Raw genomic sequence first — 17,700 nt, forward strand, 5'->3', positions numbered from 1 at the left:
CGTCTATGCCTGACCTTTCTTTATTTTTTAATTTTTAATTTTTTAATTCTTTAATTTTTTAATTAAAAGCCTGTCTATACGTGCATCCTTCTTTCCATCTGCTGCATCCATAGGCGGTATTTCCCTTTATGAGATGACCTTTTCCGCAGAGAGGACAGGGTTTGCCCACAATCTCGTCTTTCACAGGTTGTTGCGGCTTTGGCGTTGGAGCGGTCTTTGGGGCCTGAGCCACCTTTGGAGCCATTTTTTTCTTCATGTCCTCGTCGGTGAGTGTTGTGACATGACGATTGCTATTGTCGGCCAGCACGTCGTGAACTATTTGTGTTATCTGTACTTTCAGTTCCTCAATAAACTGAGCTGGATCATACTTCTTGGCTTCTATGTCGCGAAGTTTTTTTTCCCAAATGCCAGTCAGCTCACAGCTTTTCAGCAGTTCTTCCTTTATGGTGTCGATAAGTTCAATGCCTGTAGGAGTGGCTATGAGGTTTTTCCTTTCACGCTTTATATACCTTCTTTTAAATAAGGTCTCGATGATAGAGGCACGCGAAGATGGTCTTCCGATTCCGTTTTCCTTCAGTGCAGCACGCAGTTGTTCGTCCTCCACAAACTTTCCCGCAGTCTCCATGGCCCTAAGAAGTGTTGCTTCGGTATAGAACTTTGGCGGTGTGGTCCATTTCTCGGTGAGCGAAGGTATGTGTTCTCCGCTCTCTCCCTTCACGAATGGAGGCAAGGTGCGCTCCTCGCTGTCTGGTTGTTCGGCGGTCTCGGTCTCAGCTGTCTTCTTGTATACCGCCCTCCATCCCTCGTCGAGAATGGTTTTTCCCGACACTTTGAAGTCGATGTCCTCCACACGTCCCATCACCGTGGTCGTGGCGAACTTGCAGTCTGGATAAAACACAGCAATGAATCGTCGGGCAATGAGGTCGTAGACGTGACGCTCCATGTCGGTAAGGTTTCTTGCCGGCACTCCTGTAGGAATGATGGCATGGTGGTCAGTCACCTTCGACGAGTCGAACACTCGCTTCGACTTCTTAAGCGTCTTTCCCTGAAGAGGCATGAGCAGCTGGCTATAGTTGCCCATTAGTCCCTGAAGAGTTTGCGGGCACTTTGGATAGATGTCGTCGCTGAGATACTGAGTGTCCACACGCGGATAGGTGGTAAGTTTCTTCTCGTAAAGCCCTTGTATGGTATTGAGCGTCATTTCGGCACTCATTGAGTATTTCTTGTTGCAGTCCACCTGAAGCGAGGTGAGGTCGTAGAGCTGGGGCGGTTGTTCCACTCCATTCTTCTTCTGTATATCGGTGACAGTGAACGGCTTACCACTGATTGTCTCAAGAAATTTCTCGCCATCCTCCTTTTTCGTGAACTTTCCTTTCGTTGACTGGAACACAGTGTCGCGATATGTAGTCGAGAGAATCCAATAGGCCTCAGGCTTAAACTGCTCAATCTCCTTCTGGCGGTTTACGATGAGTGCAAGAGTCGGAGTCTGCACACGACCGATGCTTAGCACCTGGTGGTTCTGGGCATATTTCAAGGTGTATAGCCTTGTGGCGTTCATACCGAGCAGCCAGTCGCCAATGGCTCGGCTCACTCCTGCAAGATACAACGACTGGTACTCGTCTTGGTCTTTCAGTTGCTGGAATCCCTCAGCAATGGCCTCATCTGTCATCGACGAAATCCAAAGTCTCTTCACCGGACATTTTGCTCCCGTCTTCTGCATCACCCATCGCTGAATGAGTTCACCCTCTTGTCCAGCGTCGCCACAGTTGATTATGGAGTCAGCCTTCAGCATGAGTTGTTGCACCACGGCAAACTGCTTTTCAATATGTTCAGCATGTATGAGTTTTATGCCGAATCGTTGTGGAATCATGGGCAGTCGGCTGAGGCTCCACGTCTTCCATGCTTCGGTATAGTCATGCGGTTCCTTCAACGTACAGAGGTGACCGTAAGTCCATGTCACCTGGTATCCGTTGCCTTCCATATATCCGTTTTTGGCAGCTGTGGCTCCAATGATGCGTGCTATTTCCCTTGCCACGCTCGGTTTCTCAGCAATGCAAACAATCATCAGTAGCCGAGATTTTCACCCACTATCACCACTTGGTGTTTCCCGCGAGGCGAGTTTCTTAGTATGTGGATGTAGTTGCAGATGCAGTCGGCAGAGTTGCAGTTATGGCATACTCCGTCTATTTTGCAAGGAGTCTCAATGTCAAATCGGGCAGTGTTGATAGGTCCAGCTGTTGATCGAGCTCGTTTCAGAGCCGAGTCCACGTCTTGTGTCACCTTGTTCACACCAACTACGAAAATCACGTTTTTCGGTCCGAATGTGATGGCAGCCACTCGGTTGCCAGTACCATCGACGTTAACTATCTGTCCGTCTTCGCTCAGGGCGTTGATGCTTGAGAGGTAATAGTCTGACGAGAAGGCCTTGAGGTATATCTGCTGAGCTTCCTCGCGGTCGGCAGCAAGGTCGCGGTCATAAACGGTGAGCGACTGTCTTGCGTGGAGAGCGGCAGGAATGCCCATGTCGCGAATGGTCATAGATCCTCCCCATGTTACAGAGCTTCCGTCTTCAATGAGGTTTGACACGAGTTCTACAGCCTCTTTTGCCGTTGGACAGTAATATCCCTTGATATGTCTTCGCTCAAGATTCTTTATTATCTTGGCTGCAAGTTTTTCGTTTCTTATTTCTGTTGGTGTCATTGTTTTTTCACTCCTACGATTTTAGTTGGTTCCATTTCTCTGTTACGTTTGTTCACTACGGTCACCACAGCCTGAGCGAGGTTAATGAAAGCCTGCGCCATGGGCGACTCGATGTCGAGAGCTGCAGGTGTCCCGTTGTCACCACTGTCACAAATGCCTTGCACGAGAGGAATCTGGGCGAGTAGTGGTGTGTGCATTTCCTCAGCCAGTTTCTTGCAGCCTTCTTTTCCGAAGATGTAGTATTTGTTTTCGGGTAGTTCTGCGGGAGTAAACCATGCCATGTTTTCCACGAGTCCGAGAATAGGCACGTTGACCTTTTCGTTTCTGTACATGTCAATACCCTTTCTTGCGTCAGCCAGAGCCACTTGCTGAGGTGTGCTTACTATCACGGCTCCTGTAATGGCAAGTGTCTGAAGCAGAGTGAGATGTATATCGCTTGTGCCAGGAGGAGTGTCGAGCACGAAGTAGTCGAGTTCGCCCCAGTCGGCGTCGGCAATAAGCTGCTTCAGTGCGTTGGTAGCCATTCCGCCTCGCCATAGTGTGGCAGTGTCGGGATTGACGAAAAATCCTATGCTGAGCAGTTTCACACCATATTGTTCCACGGGTTCGATGAGTTTTCGTCCGTCTTTCTCCACTGCATAAGGTCTTGCGTCTTCCACGTTAAACATCTTTGGCATGGAAGGTCCGAAGATGTCGGTGTCGAGCAGTCCTACCTTGTAGCCGAGTCTTGCGAGCGAGATGGCGAGGTTGGCAGCCACGGTGCTCTTCCCCACTCCACCTTTGCCAGAGCTCACGGCAATGATGTTTTTCACCTCGGGTAGCATTTTTCCTACTTCGGGTCGTGGTTTCGACTTAAATTCTGTCGTTATCTCCACTTCCACATCTTTCGAGACATGGTAGTGTATGGCTGCCTCGGCTGCCTTTACCGTGGATTTGAGGAATGGGTCGGTATCGCGTGGAAACTCCAACACCACTTTCACCTTCATTCCGTTGATACTCGGAGTGTCGGCTATCATGCCACTCTCCACGAGATTCTTCTTTGTGCCTGGATAAGTCACTGTTGCCAGTGCATCCATTATGAGTTTTGGATATATTGTCATCCCCTTTAATCCTTTAATTTTTTAATCCTTTAATTTTTTAATTCTTTAATTTTTCTTAAAACGTCATTCTCACCATAAATCGTATTCCATCCTTGTGTACTCCAGGATAGTCGTTATAGTTGAGTCGGCGTACGTATTCCACATGTATGAGCTTGAAGATGTTGTGGATGCCGAGAGAGAGCTCGTAGTATGGCTCCTTCGGGTCCATCACACGGCATCCGTTGGGGAACATCATAAGGATGTCGCTTTGGGCGTTCTGCTCGAGGAACGGGTTGTTCTTGTCTGTCAGTTCTCCCCACAGGCAACGGAAGCCAATGTACTCGCGCCACTTGAGTTTCTTCAGCAATGGTATTCGGTTGAATATCTTGCCGTTGAAGTCCCACGACACGTAGAGCGAGGCAAAGCGGTCGTTGAGGAACTCCATATTGTCGATGAGTTCGAAGGTCTCGTCCTGAATGATGTAGCTGAGGTTGGTCTCTGGCATGATGAGCAGAGGGTAAGGCACTTGGTTCCACTGTATTCCTCCCTTGAGGTAGCAGTCTATCTTTCCCCATGAGTTCATCCAGAAGCGCTTGTAGATGGAGGCTTCAGTGAAGTTGTAGCGATAGTCGCCGCCGAGGAAGCCTTTCACTCCGAGTGTATGACCAATGGTAAACACTGGTGCGTCGAGATTTATCTTCAGTCGTCGCTGCTTGGTGTTGATGAATGTCTCGCCTGGTGCGAAGCGCAATTCCACATGGAACTGCGAAGTGCGGAACTTTGCCGACAGTCCTCTCATTGCTTCCGGTGTCAGTCCTTCTGGAGCAGCATCGGTGGCATGGGTTTGCGGAGGTACGTTCTGTGCGGCAGTATATTGGCGCATCGGAATGAAGTATAGGTCGCTGGCACCTTCATTCTCCTCTGTCTTGAAGCCGATGGTGGTCTTGAATCCCCAGTCTTCCTCGCGTTCGAAGGTTATCTCCTGTCGGTTGTAGAACATCATCTTGTCTACCTTGCTCCACTTGAACGAGGTGAAGACGTTGTCCTTGTCGGTTTTCATGAACTTGTCGGAAGGAGCCATAATGTCGTATGTAGATGACACTGTGAGCGTGCGCTTGGGGAACTCGCGCGGCAGATACTCCTTCTTGTTGAAGGAATATGTAAGGTCTGCCTTATAGTAATTTTTCTTGCTGTCCCATCCACGTGCGAAATATCCTGACGCAAACCAGTTTGGGTTCAGCTTCGCCGTTGTCTGGGCAGAAATACGAGTGCGAAGTCCGTCAACGGGATTGCTTGTAAGCATGGTGTTGATAGGTCCGATGTCCACTTTGCTTGGATTGCCCGTTTCCACAAAGTTTTCTATCAAGGCCTTAAGACCGAATATGATGTATTTAAAACCCTTTATCTGTTCAAGATTATGCACGAAAGCGTCCATGCTGCTTTCACTCTTGGTGAGCGATACTTGTCGATACTGGTTCCAGAAGGCCTCGTCGCGCATCATGGCGTCAGCCTCCTTCACGTCCTTAGCCTTTCCCTTGAAGAGCTGCTTGGGCAGCTCGTCGAAGGCATAGTCGGTGAGTCGTGTGTTTCTTATTATCACACACTTTTGTATCCAGTTGGCGAGTTTTATCTCGGCTATCATGTCGTCCACTGAAAGCACCCAAGAGCTGTCGGGCAGCATGGTAAACTCCTGTTTCACCTGTAGGTTTTCCACGAAGTTCACGTCGCTTCTTTTCGGTATGGTGAGCTCACAGCGCTTCACCTGATACGACGAGTCGGCAAGTATGTATATGTCGCCACGGAATCCGAAGTCCTGCTGGTTGTTTGGCATGAAATGTAGATGGATGCACTTGTCTCGGTCTACATAGAGCGTGTCCATGATGTAGTATCTGTAGAATCCTATCGCATCCTTTCCTATTGGAGAGGTGAAAGGATACTGTAGTAGCCTTACCTGGTCGTCGTAGATGTTGACGTCGGTGAAGACGTCTTTCAGTGTCGTGGAGAGGATGTCACCGGTTTGGAATAGTTCGTTCACCCCGCTTGAGTTTTGCCCCTTAACGATGTTTTTCTCGCTATGTGGGGTTTTTCTGTAAATTTTCTGCGTAACGGTTTCGTCCACCGATACTGGCAGAATAAGCTTGTTGGTATATTCGCATTTCTCGACTTGGTCAGTAAACCATTTTTTGTTTTTCAGGTTACCTTCCTGAAGTCTTTCGGGGGTAATTTCGTTGAGTGCTAATGTAAGTTTTTGGTATTTGTTATATTGATAAAAGTCACGATTGTCGAGGTCAGTTTGCTTTTTTGCTGCAATGACCTTTTTCATGAGTTCCACGGCAGGATTGTTTTTCCTGCTGTATCTTGTTTTTTTAGATTTGATGGTAACTTCCTTAAGAGTTTTGGTGTCAGGTTTAAGTTTTACGTTGAAGTTGTTTTTTGTATTAGAATTAATGGTTATAGATTTTGACACATAACCTATTGCGCTGAATGTGAGCACCCAGCCGTTGTGTCTTGCTATGCGGAACTGTCCGTTGATATTAGAAGCCACGGCAACTCCATGTCCACGATAGATGGCGCTTGCATAAGGTATAGAGTCGCCGTTCTGTTCGTCGATTATATATCCAGTCAACTGCTGCGCCTTTGTCTGTAGAGCGTTAAACAGGAGAATGATGGCAAAAAATGTTATTCTGAATGTATTCATTTATTTAAGCGAAGAATGTTTTTAAATGAAGAATGAAGAATGAAGAATGGCTGCGCAAACCGAAGCAGAATCAAGTTCACTTGAGTTATGCTGAGATGTAGCCAGCAATAAAAGAAGTCAATGAATGCGTAATCCGCGTTTATCTTATTCTTCACTCTTCACTCTTCATTCTTCATTTTAAAGATTCTTCATTTATTTTAGTCAATCTCTTCGTCAGCCTCGTAGCCACCCATTTCGCGGATAGCGTTTTTCAGCATGGTGTACTGCTGGTAGAGGTGGTTGACAGCCTCTTCGCCCTGTGTGTAGTCGTGCATTGGGGCTTTGAGGAAGAAGCTGAGGAAGCGCTGGATGCCGTAGCGTCCGGCACGTGCGGCAAGGTCGCTCAGCAAGCAGAGGTCGAGACAGAGCGGAGCGGCGAGGATAGAGTCGCGGCAGAGGAAGTTGATCTTTATCTGCATCGGGTAGCCCATCCAGCCGAAGATGTCGATGTTGTCCCATCCTTCCTTGTTGTCGTTGCGTGGAGGATAGTAGTTAATGCGCACCTTGTGGTAGTACTGTGTGTCCTCGTCGTTGCCGTGGCCGTAGAGGTCGGGCTGCACGTCGGGCTTGAGGATTGTCTCCAGTGTTGAGAGCTTGCTCACCTCCTTGGTGTGGAAGTTGGCTGGCTCGTCGAGCACGAGTCCGTCGCGGTTGCCAAGGATGTTTGTTGAGAACCATCCAGAGAGACCGAGGCAGCGGGTGCCGATGATTGGCGAGAAACCGCTCTTCACCAGTGTCTGACCTGTCTTGAAGTCCTTGCCTGCGATAGGCAGCTTTGTCTTCTCGGCGAGTTCCCACATTGCAGGGATATCGACAGTGGTGTTAGGAGCTCCCATGATGAATGGTGCGCCTTCGGTGAGGGCAGCGTAGGCGTAGCACATTGAAGGAGCCACGTGCTCGCGGTCGTCAGCCTTCATGGCAGCCTCGAGGTCGGCGAGGTGGTAGTGAACCTTCTCGTCAACAGGCACGTAGATTTCGGTACTTGCAGCCCAGAGCACAACGATGCGTGAGCAGCCGTTGGCAGCCTTGAAGTCGCGGATGTCCTGGCGCAGGGCTTCCACCATTTCCCATCGTGTCTTGCAGTCCTTCACGTTGTCGCCGTCGAGACGCTTTGCGTAGTTCTTGTCGAAGGCAGCCTTCATTGGCTTGATAGCCTCCAGCTCGTCCTTCACTGGGTTGATGTCCTTCTCCTTGAGCACCTCGGCATACATGGCAGCCTGGTAGGCGTTCTGTGGATAAACGTCCCATGAGCCAAAGACGATGTCGTCGAGTTTTGCCATTGGCACGATGTCGCTGTAGTGGAGATATTTCTTGTCTTCTCCACGTCCGATACGGATTTTGTCGTACTGAGTCATTGAACCTACAGGTTTTGCCAAGCCACGACGAGCCATGAACACACCTGTCATAAATGTTGTAGCCACTGCTCCGCAGCCTACAACCATAATTCCTAATTTGCCATCTGCTGGCTTAACATTAGATTGCTTCATTACGTCAATTATTTTTTTTGTATAAATACTTTTCTCTTATTTCTTTGGGGAGTTATGATGGGGAGTTAACTCCTAATCTTAACTCCTTATTAGTTCACTCCAGTTCCCTTAGCGATGTTATCACCACGTCGGCCTCGTCGCCGTCTGGCAGGCCGTCGTTCCATCCTTCTCCCACAAACCACACGGTGTGGCATCCGGCGGCTTTTGCCGGCAGTATGTCTTTGTCGTAGCTGTCGCCTACCACCACCACCTCTTCAGGTTTCAGTTCGAGTGCTTCCACTCCGAGCGTGAAGATGCGTGGGTCGGGTTTTCTCACTCCCACCACAGCCGACTCTATGACCTGCTTGAAGATATGGTCGAGGTTCATTTCCTTCAGCACTGTAGCCACATTGCCGTAGAAGTTGCTCACCAGCACCATTGGCATTTTCTGTGCCAGCAGTTCGAGCACCTCTCTGCTCCGTCGAGTGTGGCTGAGGGTTTCGGCATAGAGATCGTCCACTATTGGTTTCAGCCACTGCTTGGCGCAAAATCCCTCTACTCGTTCCTCTATATATTTTAGTTCTATGTCAACCTTTGTCTCCAGCGTTTTGCGGAAGGTGAAGTCTGGTTTTATTATTGGGTTTTTCCCGAGGGTGCGTTCGGCATGTACGTAAGCCTCGCGGAAGAGCTGTTCGTCCACAGGCACCTGTTGCCTCTGGTAAGCGTGCCAAAGTTGCTTTCCCCAGTGAGTGCCTCCGGTGTCGAGCGTGCCACCATAATCAAATATGATTGCGCGCACGCCTGCGTGAGAGCCGAGCGGCAGCAGTGGCATTTTTCCTTTCTGCTTTATTCGTCTCACAACGGCGAGCGCCATTGCCCTTGCAGCCTCTTCCCTGCATCTCGAAAAGCTTGGCCAGTCGTTGAAGTCTATCACAGTGGCCTTCCCTTGCTTGTCTATCACCACGTCGCCTCCATAGAAGTCGAGGCCTATCTGCCTTGCGGCAGCGTCAATGTTTCTCTGCAAGGCGTCTTTGTCGAACGGGAAGTGCTGCGGTCTCCCGTTCACTTTTTCTTGTGCAAACTTATACTGATGGTCGTCGCCTGGGTAGAACGTGCGGAAGAAGTCGGTGCCAGCCACGCCGTAGAATTTCACGAGGTCGCCCACCACATGCGGGGTCACGGTCACGTCTGTTATCCCCCTTTTCTTCAATTGCTCCACGGCCATGATTCTCTCTTCGTCGTTGCGTGCGTAGCTCACGTCGTTTTCCTGTTCAGAGTATCCTCGGTTTTTCTTTATCCAGTATCCGTTGGCGGCAGTTTCGTTGTCGTCACATTCCTCGGCCACGCAAAGTCCGGCCAGCTTCAGCCTTTCCATCAGCAGCCTTCTGTTTTTGCAGAGCACGACGGCATGTGGGTCGTTCATCACAATTGCGCCACGCTCAGAGGCGAGGTTGAGCAAGTCGAGTGCCTCGTCGGTTCTGGCCATTGATATATATACACGTTTTTTTGCATTGAGCCGCAGACTCGTTTCGTCTGTCGAATCAATGTCGTAACCGTAGTGCATCAGTTCTTTGCACAAGCAGTTGAGTATCGCGGCATCTTTAGCCACGCAGTTTGGCGAATATTTCATCGCCCTGCTTATAGCAAGTATCATATATCGTAATACTACTTTCTTTTTTTAGCACCGCAAAGGTATGAAATATATCTGAAACTGAAAAACTTTTTAACCAATTTTATTTTTCAATAAGTATATTAAGACAATAAATATGCATATTTTTACTATCGTATGGCAAAAAGGAACACAAAGGCTCACATTCTCACCGCATAAAGCAGCAAGGGAGGACACATTGGTCCGCCCCTACATTCGGGTCTCGTTATGCTTTCACGAGGGCTTATCGGGTAAAATTACCAAAAATGGTCTTCCGCCATTCACTTCGTCGAGCATTTCCTCCTCGAGAGCCTTCTTTTTCTTTTCTTCTTTCTTTTCCATAATTGTAGATGTTTTTATTTCGTGTAGTTAAGTGGATTATTTTTCACCCAAAATTCTTCATCAGGCGGCAACCTGTGCCCACCGTTAGCCTCTTCGAGCTGCTGCTCTTGCTCAATTTTTTTCTTTTCTTCTTCCATAATTGTAATCGTTTAAATCAATGTTTATTTTTCTCCAAATCTTCTCTTTGTGCGCACTACTCCATATTTGCTATTTGTGTATATTATTGGACCTGTGCCACCGTTAGCCTCTTCGAGCTGCTGCTCTTGCTCAATTTTTTTCTTTTCTTCTTCCATATTCGTAAAGTTTTAAATTGTTTATAAATGTTTATTTGTTGTTTTATGCCGCAAATTTACGACTTTTTTCTGAAACCCAAGAGACAAAACGGGAAAAATGTTGGTCAAATCGTGAAAAACAACCTTTTTCCCCTTTTTGGCTGAATGGATAGGGAAAAAAGGCTGTCACGCTGTCACGCTGTCACGCTTGTCACATTCTGATGTTTCCCAAGTTTATTATCCATCGGCAACGGCTAAGCGGCGCTGCGCTTCGTCTTCACATACGCGTTGGCAATCTCGTCGAACTCCACTTGACGGCGTTGTTTCCACTTCCTCAGAGTGGCATTCCCGTCCGACGTCTTCCCCAGCGTCATTCTCACCCTTTGGTATTCCTCCAAGGTGAAGGTGTCGGGCAAGAGGTCGTAGAGGTTCACCATGCCGCTGTTCAGTGCCTGTTTTTCGTTGTCGAGCTCTTCCTCCAACATTTCCCCGAAATGTTTCATCTTGCACCACATGTCGTAGCGCAGCGACCAGTCCACATAGTCGGCAATCTCCCTCGACCATCGCTTCCCGTTGAGAATGTATAGCACCATTCCCTTTGAGAAGGCGATGACACAGGCACGTCGGGAAAGAATCTCATATCCTTCGGAATCGTACTGCACCGCCTTGTCCTTGCAATCCATCACCAGCCCTTCTATCAGCCTGTTGAGCTGCTTGCACTCGTAGTAACCATTGGCACGGTTCAGCGTGTCGATGAAGGGTTTCAGGTCGGCGTCGAACTTGTCGTCGTAGATGCCATACTTGGGTATCATTCCGTCAGTCTGCTCTTTTTCTATGGAGGAGACAGAGAGTCGCGAGAGGGTTCCGTCTATCAAGGCGCTTTTGAGCAATTTCCTGGCTACCGATGGTGTTGTGGAGGTGTGGAAGTTGAAGCGCAGAGGCGCCTTTCCTGTAATGGAGTCCGTTCCGACGCGTTCCTGTCCGTGCTCAGCATTGTCGAATGCGTTTCTTATCAATAGCGACAGCTGCTGCATGTTGCCCCTCGATGTGACCCTCAGCATCGAGTTGAGCTCGTCGGTCTTGAGGAAGAGGTAGCGGTGTCCGTTGCGTTCAGCGTCGAACACACGCTGGTTGAAGCAGGCGTCGGTGAGGTTGTCGCTCAAGTTCTGTATGCAGATTTCCTTTGGGCGAGGGTCTCGTGGACTGCTTTTCGAGGATGGATTTTTCTGTTTCCACTCGTTATCCATTTCCATGCTGATTTTGTCTCGCTCGTCGATGTCAGCCATAATTCTCTTTATAGGCATGTTGACGCTGCTTTTTCCTGTCGCCATCTGGGCTATGAGCAGACACATGATGGCAGCCTCGCGCTCTGAATTGTCGATGTAGCGGAACTTCACTCCGTGGAGGTGAGCTGCGAGAGCGGGAAAGACGCCTTCTGCCACGCAGGGCTTGTAAGGCTGCGGCACCTTGCCCGTGAGCAGTTTCAGCACCGGAGGGAGCTTCTTTGGCATGTCGGGCGGGAGTAGCGGCGAGCCACCGAGAAGGTTTTTCAGCGCCTCGTCCTTCAGTGCCTGCAGCACTTGTCGGGTGCGGCGCGGCATGGTTTTCCAGCGGTGCTGGGCTGCGCTGGCCAGTGTCGTGCGCCATTCCTGCTCGGGCAGGGAGTCGTATCGGGGGACGATGGCGAGGAGGCTGTCGAGGTTGTAGTCCACCAGCGGGCTCAGTGCCTGTGCCAGCTCGAAGGTGAGCGTGTTTCGGTTTCCGGCCTTGGGCTCCTTGCCGTTATTAAAGAGGTCGAAATACTTGGCTATGATTTGCTGCCATGTGAAGCCAAGGTAGCCTTCGCCGGCTTGAGGCTGGGAGAGGGAACAGGGGGAGACAGCGGGTTTAACCCCGCTGCACGGGGGCTGGGAAGGAAAGGAGGCGGAGGGAACGGAGGAAGCGGAAGGAGCGGAAGCGGCTGCGGCAGCGGCGGGAGCGGGGGTGGAGAGGGCGGCGTCGGGGGAGAGCAGGTCCTCTTCGCTTGCAGTAGTAGTATAGAACACGCGAGTGATGTCCTTTGCGCGATCGTCATAATCCACTCCGATGAGCTTGCTTGCCCACTTAAGGTTCTCTACCTGGCTCATGTTGTAGTTTCGCCTGAACACTACGTGGAATCCCTTTGTGACGGAACGCTCGAGCATCAAGAGGCCGAGCTCGTCCTTTAGGGCGATCACCTTCTTTGGCAGTTCTTCCATCAGCTGTTTGTATTCGGCACTATTGGGATCGAGCTTGAAGTCGATGTCCATTCCCACCGAGTTCGACTGCTCCTTAGCTCCCTTGAGCAGTCCTCCCTCTGCGGGCAGACAGGAGTAGTTCATCTGCTCAAGTTTGCTCTTGGCGTCACTGTTGCCCTTTCTGGCTTCTGCCACTAAGGCAATCTGCTTGCTACTATTTCTCAGGCGAATGTATTCTTCGCGGCTCTTAACAAGGTGCATCGTCTTGTGACCTTGCGAAAATTTAATGTTAAATGCTGACATAAATTTAATTTTTATAAATTACCGAGCGAACTATTCGCTGGTTTCTGCCGCAAAGTTACTATCTTTTTTCTGCTTTTCCTCGTATGCTTTTATGCTAATAATATGCTTTTATATGCTATTAAAATATGCTGAAAATATGCTGTTTTTAGTGTAGGGACTGGGGGTGTGGCGGCGGGAATCATGCAGCTCTTTAATAATCGTCTTTTATAGGACTTATACCATTTGAAATAGATTTTAGTTCCAATCCAATGTCCTCCTTCTTAATGTTCAATGCCTCCATTATGAATGGCACTACCTCAGTTGCATAATACTTGCCCTTCTGCTGGCAATCGTTGTTGATATACTTTAAGGCTGCAATAACAAGCGGGTTTTCTTTAACGCAATCGAGAACATACTCTATCTTCTCCTTGTCAACCTTCTCCTTAAATTTACTTTTCAATTCCGCTTTCTGCTCCTCGCTCATGCCCTTGAAAAGGGATTTCTTATGAGTGTTTCTTTTCTTTTTCTTCCTCACATTCTTCTTCTTCTCCTCCAATTTCTTCACCAAGGCAATGACCGCCATCACGCTATATATATCGGTACGCGCAATGGCGAGATACCTTATTTGTTTTGCCAGGTCCTCCATGTTGTTGTTTTCAAGCGGTGTGAGGAGGTCGTAGAGGGTAGTCATCTTTTTCAGCCAGTCTTTCAGCTCGGCTACACATTTCTTCTTTTGCGCGGCTTTCATTTCCGCGATTGTGCATCCCACTGCTCTCTCATACCTTGCGAGCATTGCCGTGTCGTTGAGTGCACTGTCGAGCATAGTGTTGAAAATGGCTTCGCCAGTGTCGCGTGTGGAGTCGGCAGACTTCCGCTCGGCTTTATGCGCGAGCTGCTCCAGTTTCTCACCGCCCCACTCTTTCGACTCCGGGTCTGCCACAAGCATCATCAGCGACGTGGCTACAAAACTCATGGTGAACTCCGACTCGCGCGACAGCGAGAAACCCAAACTGTCCACCATGCGCTCGGCACAACTCAGGAAATCCTCACGAAGTTTGGTAACCTCCGTGCAATCTAGGTTACCACTTCTCACTTCTGCAATCAGTCTGCGGAACTCGCTCTCCTCGGCAGCGATGCGCCTTTCGTGGAGAGGCATGGATGTTACGATTTTGTCGCTCAGCGGACAGTTGTCCATTGAGTAGAGCTTTTCCCACTGCAGCTCCAAAGGCCCATCGACCTCAATCTCCACAAAGTATGTGACATGGCTGCCGCACAAATACCTCGCCTCCACCTGCTCATCTTTCATCAGCATGCGCACGATGTTTTTCATCGCCGCCTTTACCCTTCCGTAGAAGTTGCCCTTCATGTATGAAATCACAGCCAGCGCGTCGTGCTGGTTGTCGTTCTCAGCCATCAGCACCACACGCTCTCCCTTCGAGATGCCTTCGAGAAGCCTTTCCGACTTCTCGGTCGCCTCGTCCTTGGTCAAGCCCTTAAACACAGCGCTATAGCGCATGCCCACAATAGGTATAATTATTCTCTCACTCATAGCTTTAAGTTCTTTTTTTCTTCTTTGCTGCAAAGGTAAGAAATAAAATCGGAATAGCCAAGGAAAAACAGGGAAAGCGTGACAGCGTGACAAGCGTGACAAGCATTTCCCTCGCCTCCCTGTTGTCTATGAAATAGGTCTATTATTATATATATATTTATATATATATAATAATAGAATAATTTTAGTAATAAAATTTCAAACTCGTGGGTATGCCGTAAAATCGTTGTCACGCTTGTCACGCTGTCACGTTTCAGCCTCCGGCAACGGCCGCCCAACTGAGGAAATTTTGCGCGTCAATTGGCGCGCAATTGTTCCCCTACTGGCACTTTACATCCGCAGCCCACCGCCCTTTCGGCGGCAAACCGCGGATGTAAAACAAGTTCATAATCCTTCATGCTTTCGGGATTGTCTATACCCCGAAAACTACAATCAGGATTGATGGCTTTTACTTGGGGAATGACTATCTTTTTCTTGTCCTAAACGGATCGTTTGGACGGGGAGGAGGCATAAGTCCGCCGTTCACTTCTTCCTCTTGCTGCTCGTCGAGCACCTGTTTTTTCTGTTCTTTTTCTTCCATAATTATAAATGTTTTAATTCGTTTAAAATTTCTGCAAAGTTACAGATTTATTCTTTTGGTACTGTGCTCATTTTACATCCGCAGCCCCACCGCCCTTTCGGCGGCAAACCGCAGATGTAAACAAGTTCATAATCCTTCGTGTCGTCGGGATTGCCTAAGCCCCCGAAACCCACAATCTGGACTGATGGCTTTTACAGGGGATTACTTGAGGCCAGAATCACTGTGTACAGAACCTCTTCCACCAAAAATAGTTGTACCATGTGCGTAATAACTATCACCAGTGAAATCCCCACATTCATTAGGTATTAGGCCTGCACCACCACCAGCAACCTCGTCCATCAGCTCATCGTCGAGCAACTGTTTCTTCTGTTCTTTTTCCATAATTAATTTAATTTTTAAAGTTCAACAATATATTATTATTTATTCATCTTTCGCATGTGCTCAACTTATGGAGTTAGAAGGAGTTAAGAGAAGTTATCTACCTTTTACTACTTGCGAAAGTTGAATTATTTATTTGTTCAGGCGTGAATTTCCACGTCTGGACCCTCGACAAATATGCCTCGAAGTTTTTTTAGTATTCCACCGTTCACTTCTTCCTCTTGCTGCTCGTCGAGCACCTGTTTTTTCTGTTCTTTTTCTTCCATAATTATAAATGTTTTAATTCGTTTAAAAAATTCTGCTGCAAAGAAAATGCAGCTTTTCTTCTGCAAAGTTACGGATTAAAATTGAAACCGTCGAGCCAAAACGGGAAAAATGTCGGCCAAGACGGGAAAAGTTACCAAATTACAATTCTTTTTTCCGGAGCGACATACAGTTTGTCTGTTGGCTTCACACCGAAAAGCTCGTACCAGTCGTCGGTGTTCATCACGATGCCATTGACACGCTCGCGTTCCATAGCATGCACATCCTGATGAGGTCCGACGGTGAATAACAGGGCGAAGTCTACCGAATAACTGCTTCGCCACAGATTGGCGTAAGCCTGATAGAAGAGGCGTTTCTGCCTGACAAGTTCCTCGCCTCGGAATCCGTTGTTTTTCAGATAGTTCTTGTATGCGTCGTAAGCCACCATGAATCCGCCGAGGTCGGCAATGTTCTCAGAGAGGGTAAATTTACCGTCGCAGCAGACTCCAGGCAGTTCCCCGTTGGGCATTACCTCGAGTGCGTTGAAGCAGTCAACCAGCTGCTGTGTCCTGTTCTGGTATTCCTTTTTGTCGTCCTCGTTGGCGAATATCTCCCTATGGTTGCCGTATTTGTCATAAAGAGAACAATTTGAGTCGAAGGCGTGTATTATCTCATGTGCGAAAAGATATGACGTAGCGTAGTTTGCAGCCTGGTTGTATGTAGGGCTGGAGAACGGTTCCATCATGTTTGCGGGCAATACAACCACTTCGTTAAAGTCAGGAAAGTAGATGTTTGTTGGAGTCATTATGTTCTCTAATAGCAACACAAAATTAAAACAAACCTGATGTGTATCCTTTCCAAATAATTGTTTATAAAGCCCCACTTTTGCGCTGCGGAGCGCAACGATGTCGTCGAGGAAGGAAGGTTGTGTGGTGAGTTCCTTCCAGTCGAGCCATTGGTCTGGATATCCCACGCTGAACCCAATATCGTTGATTTTGTCCATCATTCTTTCCTTCGACGCGTCGCTAATCCATGTGTTATCTCCAATGCGCTTGATGAAGGCCTGGCGCAGTTCCTCGCATCTTGCGAGGACAGTGGCTTTCATTTCCGGCGTGACGTACGCATCGGCGTAGTGGCGCGCTTGCTCATATAAAAGGTACCTCGAATTGATTTTGTTTATCATATAAATTTTTTCACTCTCGCCATATCCTTTGCCGAGCAAGGATTCGAAAGCATCCGGCGAGGCGAGGAAGGCGTCGTTTTCCACCTTATCCTTCATCATCTTTACCAAGTCGTCCAAGGGTGCGTTTTGAAGTTCCTTCAGTTTCTCAAAATTGTAGGTAGAATCATCATCTTTTTCTATGTCAGGCATGTCGGCGATGCCATAGAGATTGTCGGGCGACACGCCAAGTCCCTCGCAGAATTTGATGTACATCTGATATTCCTTCGTGGCCACGGCTCTTGTGTGGGCCTTCACGGGTTGCATGGCGGCAACGAGTCCTGGATTGTCCAGGAGTCCCATGTACACGTCGGCTTGTCGCCTCATCGGCATGTCGACATTCATGTCGGCCTTGGCCTTTGAGTTTTCTTTAGCATACCATTCAAAGTCTTCATCCAAGTATAAGGCGAAAGCCATTTTGCCATCTTTCGAGAAAATTTCCAAGTCTACAGGAGTCTGGAATCCTTCCGCCATGAGTTGTCCCATCAGCTTCCATGCCTCCTCTTGCGTGGTGACGGCTGAAATTCGGTCGAGCGCGCCTTGTATGGTTTTCCCTGCCTCTGACTGAGTATCTGCGATGCGGTCGATGTCGGTTTTGATTTTTTCAAACGACGGCAGCGTGAGGGCACTCATCCTGTTATACGCGTCAATTCTCGCCTCCTGGTTAATTCCATAATATTCGTATCCGACGGCAGGATTGTTTCTCCAGAATCCTCCGTTGCAATACATGAAGAAGTCGTTGCCGGGGTTGACGCTTGTGTCCATATAGCTTTCGTCGATGGCCCATTGGCCTTCATCGACTGCCGACACGGGGATGTCGCTGACTGTACATGACGTAAGCACCATTGTCAGTGCGAGTGCAATAATTGATAATGTAGATTTCATATTGATTGATGTTTATTTGTTTCCTAAACCCGTTCAAAATCACGTTTATTCTTATAAACTCGCTGCAAAGATAAGTTTATTTTCTTTTCTCTCCAAACATAATT

13 protein-coding genes are annotated in these 17,700 nt (G+C 48.4%); all 13 read right to left on the reverse strand.

The window, feature by feature from the left end; genetic code table 11:
• Positions 1-58: 58 nt before the first annotated feature.
• On the reverse strand, positions 59-2,065 hold the full coding sequence (locus tag CIK98_RS08570) for a DNA topoisomerase 3 (RefSeq protein WP_094383826.1): 2,007 nt from the start codon (positions 2,063-2,065) through the stop codon (positions 59-61).
• The gene (locus CIK98_RS08575; RefSeq protein WP_094383827.1) at positions 2,065-2,700 is read right to left on the reverse strand and encodes a lactate utilization protein; all 636 of its coding nucleotides are present in this window, start codon (positions 2,698-2,700) and stop codon (positions 2,065-2,067) included. The genes CIK98_RS08570 and CIK98_RS08575 overlap by 1 nt, the downstream gene beginning before the upstream one ends.
• Entirely contained in the window at positions 2,697-3,800 is a 1,104-nt protein-coding gene (locus tag CIK98_RS08580; RefSeq protein ID WP_094383828.1) for an Mrp/NBP35 family ATP-binding protein, read from the reverse strand. The genes CIK98_RS08575 and CIK98_RS08580 overlap by 4 nt, the downstream gene beginning before the upstream one ends.
• A gap of 55 nt (positions 3,801-3,855) precedes the next feature.
• Positions 3,856-6,477: a DUF5686 and carboxypeptidase-like regulatory domain-containing protein gene (locus CIK98_RS08585; protein WP_094383829.1), complete on the reverse strand. Its 2,622-nt coding sequence runs from the start codon at positions 6,475-6,477 to the stop codon at positions 3,856-3,858.
• Positions 6,478-6,674: 197 nt separating this feature from the next.
• A complete protein-coding gene (locus tag CIK98_RS08590) occupies positions 6,675-8,003 on the reverse strand; it encodes an inositol-3-phosphate synthase (RefSeq protein WP_094383830.1) in 1,329 nt (442 codons plus the stop codon).
• Positions 8,004-8,097: 94 nt separating this feature from the next.
• Entirely contained in the window at positions 8,098-8,814 is a 717-nt protein-coding gene (locus CIK98_RS08595; protein ID WP_094383861.1) for an HAD family hydrolase, read from the reverse strand.
• 1,172 nt (positions 8,815-9,986) lie between these two features.
• Positions 9,987-10,109 carry a hypothetical protein gene (locus CIK98_RS18925; RefSeq protein WP_256387764.1) on the reverse strand — a complete coding sequence of 41 codons (123 nt, stop codon included), beginning with the start codon at positions 10,107-10,109 and terminating at the stop codon, positions 9,987-9,989.
• A 24-nt stretch (positions 10,110-10,133) separates the two neighbouring features.
• Positions 10,134-10,265 (reverse strand): hypothetical protein, encoded by a 132-nt coding sequence (locus CIK98_RS18930; protein WP_256387765.1) that lies wholly within the window; start codon positions 10,263-10,265, stop codon positions 10,134-10,136.
• Between the two features lie 233 nt (positions 10,266-10,498).
• Entirely contained in the window at positions 10,499-12,763 is a 2,265-nt protein-coding gene (locus CIK98_RS18120) for a hypothetical protein (protein WP_172409877.1), read from the reverse strand.
• 190 nt (positions 12,764-12,953) lie between these two features.
• Complete coding sequence (locus CIK98_RS08610) at positions 12,954-14,291, reverse strand: hypothetical protein (protein WP_094383833.1); 1,338 nt, start codon at positions 14,289-14,291, stop codon at positions 12,954-12,956.
• Between the two features lie 781 nt (positions 14,292-15,072).
• Positions 15,073-15,252 (reverse strand): hypothetical protein, encoded by a 180-nt coding sequence (locus CIK98_RS08615; RefSeq protein WP_094383834.1) that lies wholly within the window; start codon positions 15,250-15,252, stop codon positions 15,073-15,075.
• A 137-nt stretch (positions 15,253-15,389) separates the two neighbouring features.
• The gene (locus CIK98_RS18935; protein WP_256387766.1) at positions 15,390-15,515 is read right to left on the reverse strand and encodes a hypothetical protein; all 126 of its coding nucleotides are present in this window, start codon (positions 15,513-15,515) and stop codon (positions 15,390-15,392) included.
• Positions 15,516-15,646: 131 nt separating this feature from the next.
• Entirely contained in the window at positions 15,647-17,596 is a 1,950-nt protein-coding gene (locus tag CIK98_RS08620) for a M13-type metalloendopeptidase (RefSeq protein WP_094383835.1), read from the reverse strand.
• Between the last annotated feature and the right edge of the window lie 104 nt (positions 17,597-17,700).

The sequence above is a fragment of the Prevotella sp. P2-180 genome (genome assembly GCF_002251435.1).
GTDB lineage: Bacteria > Bacteroidota > Bacteroidia > Bacteroidales > Bacteroidaceae > Prevotella.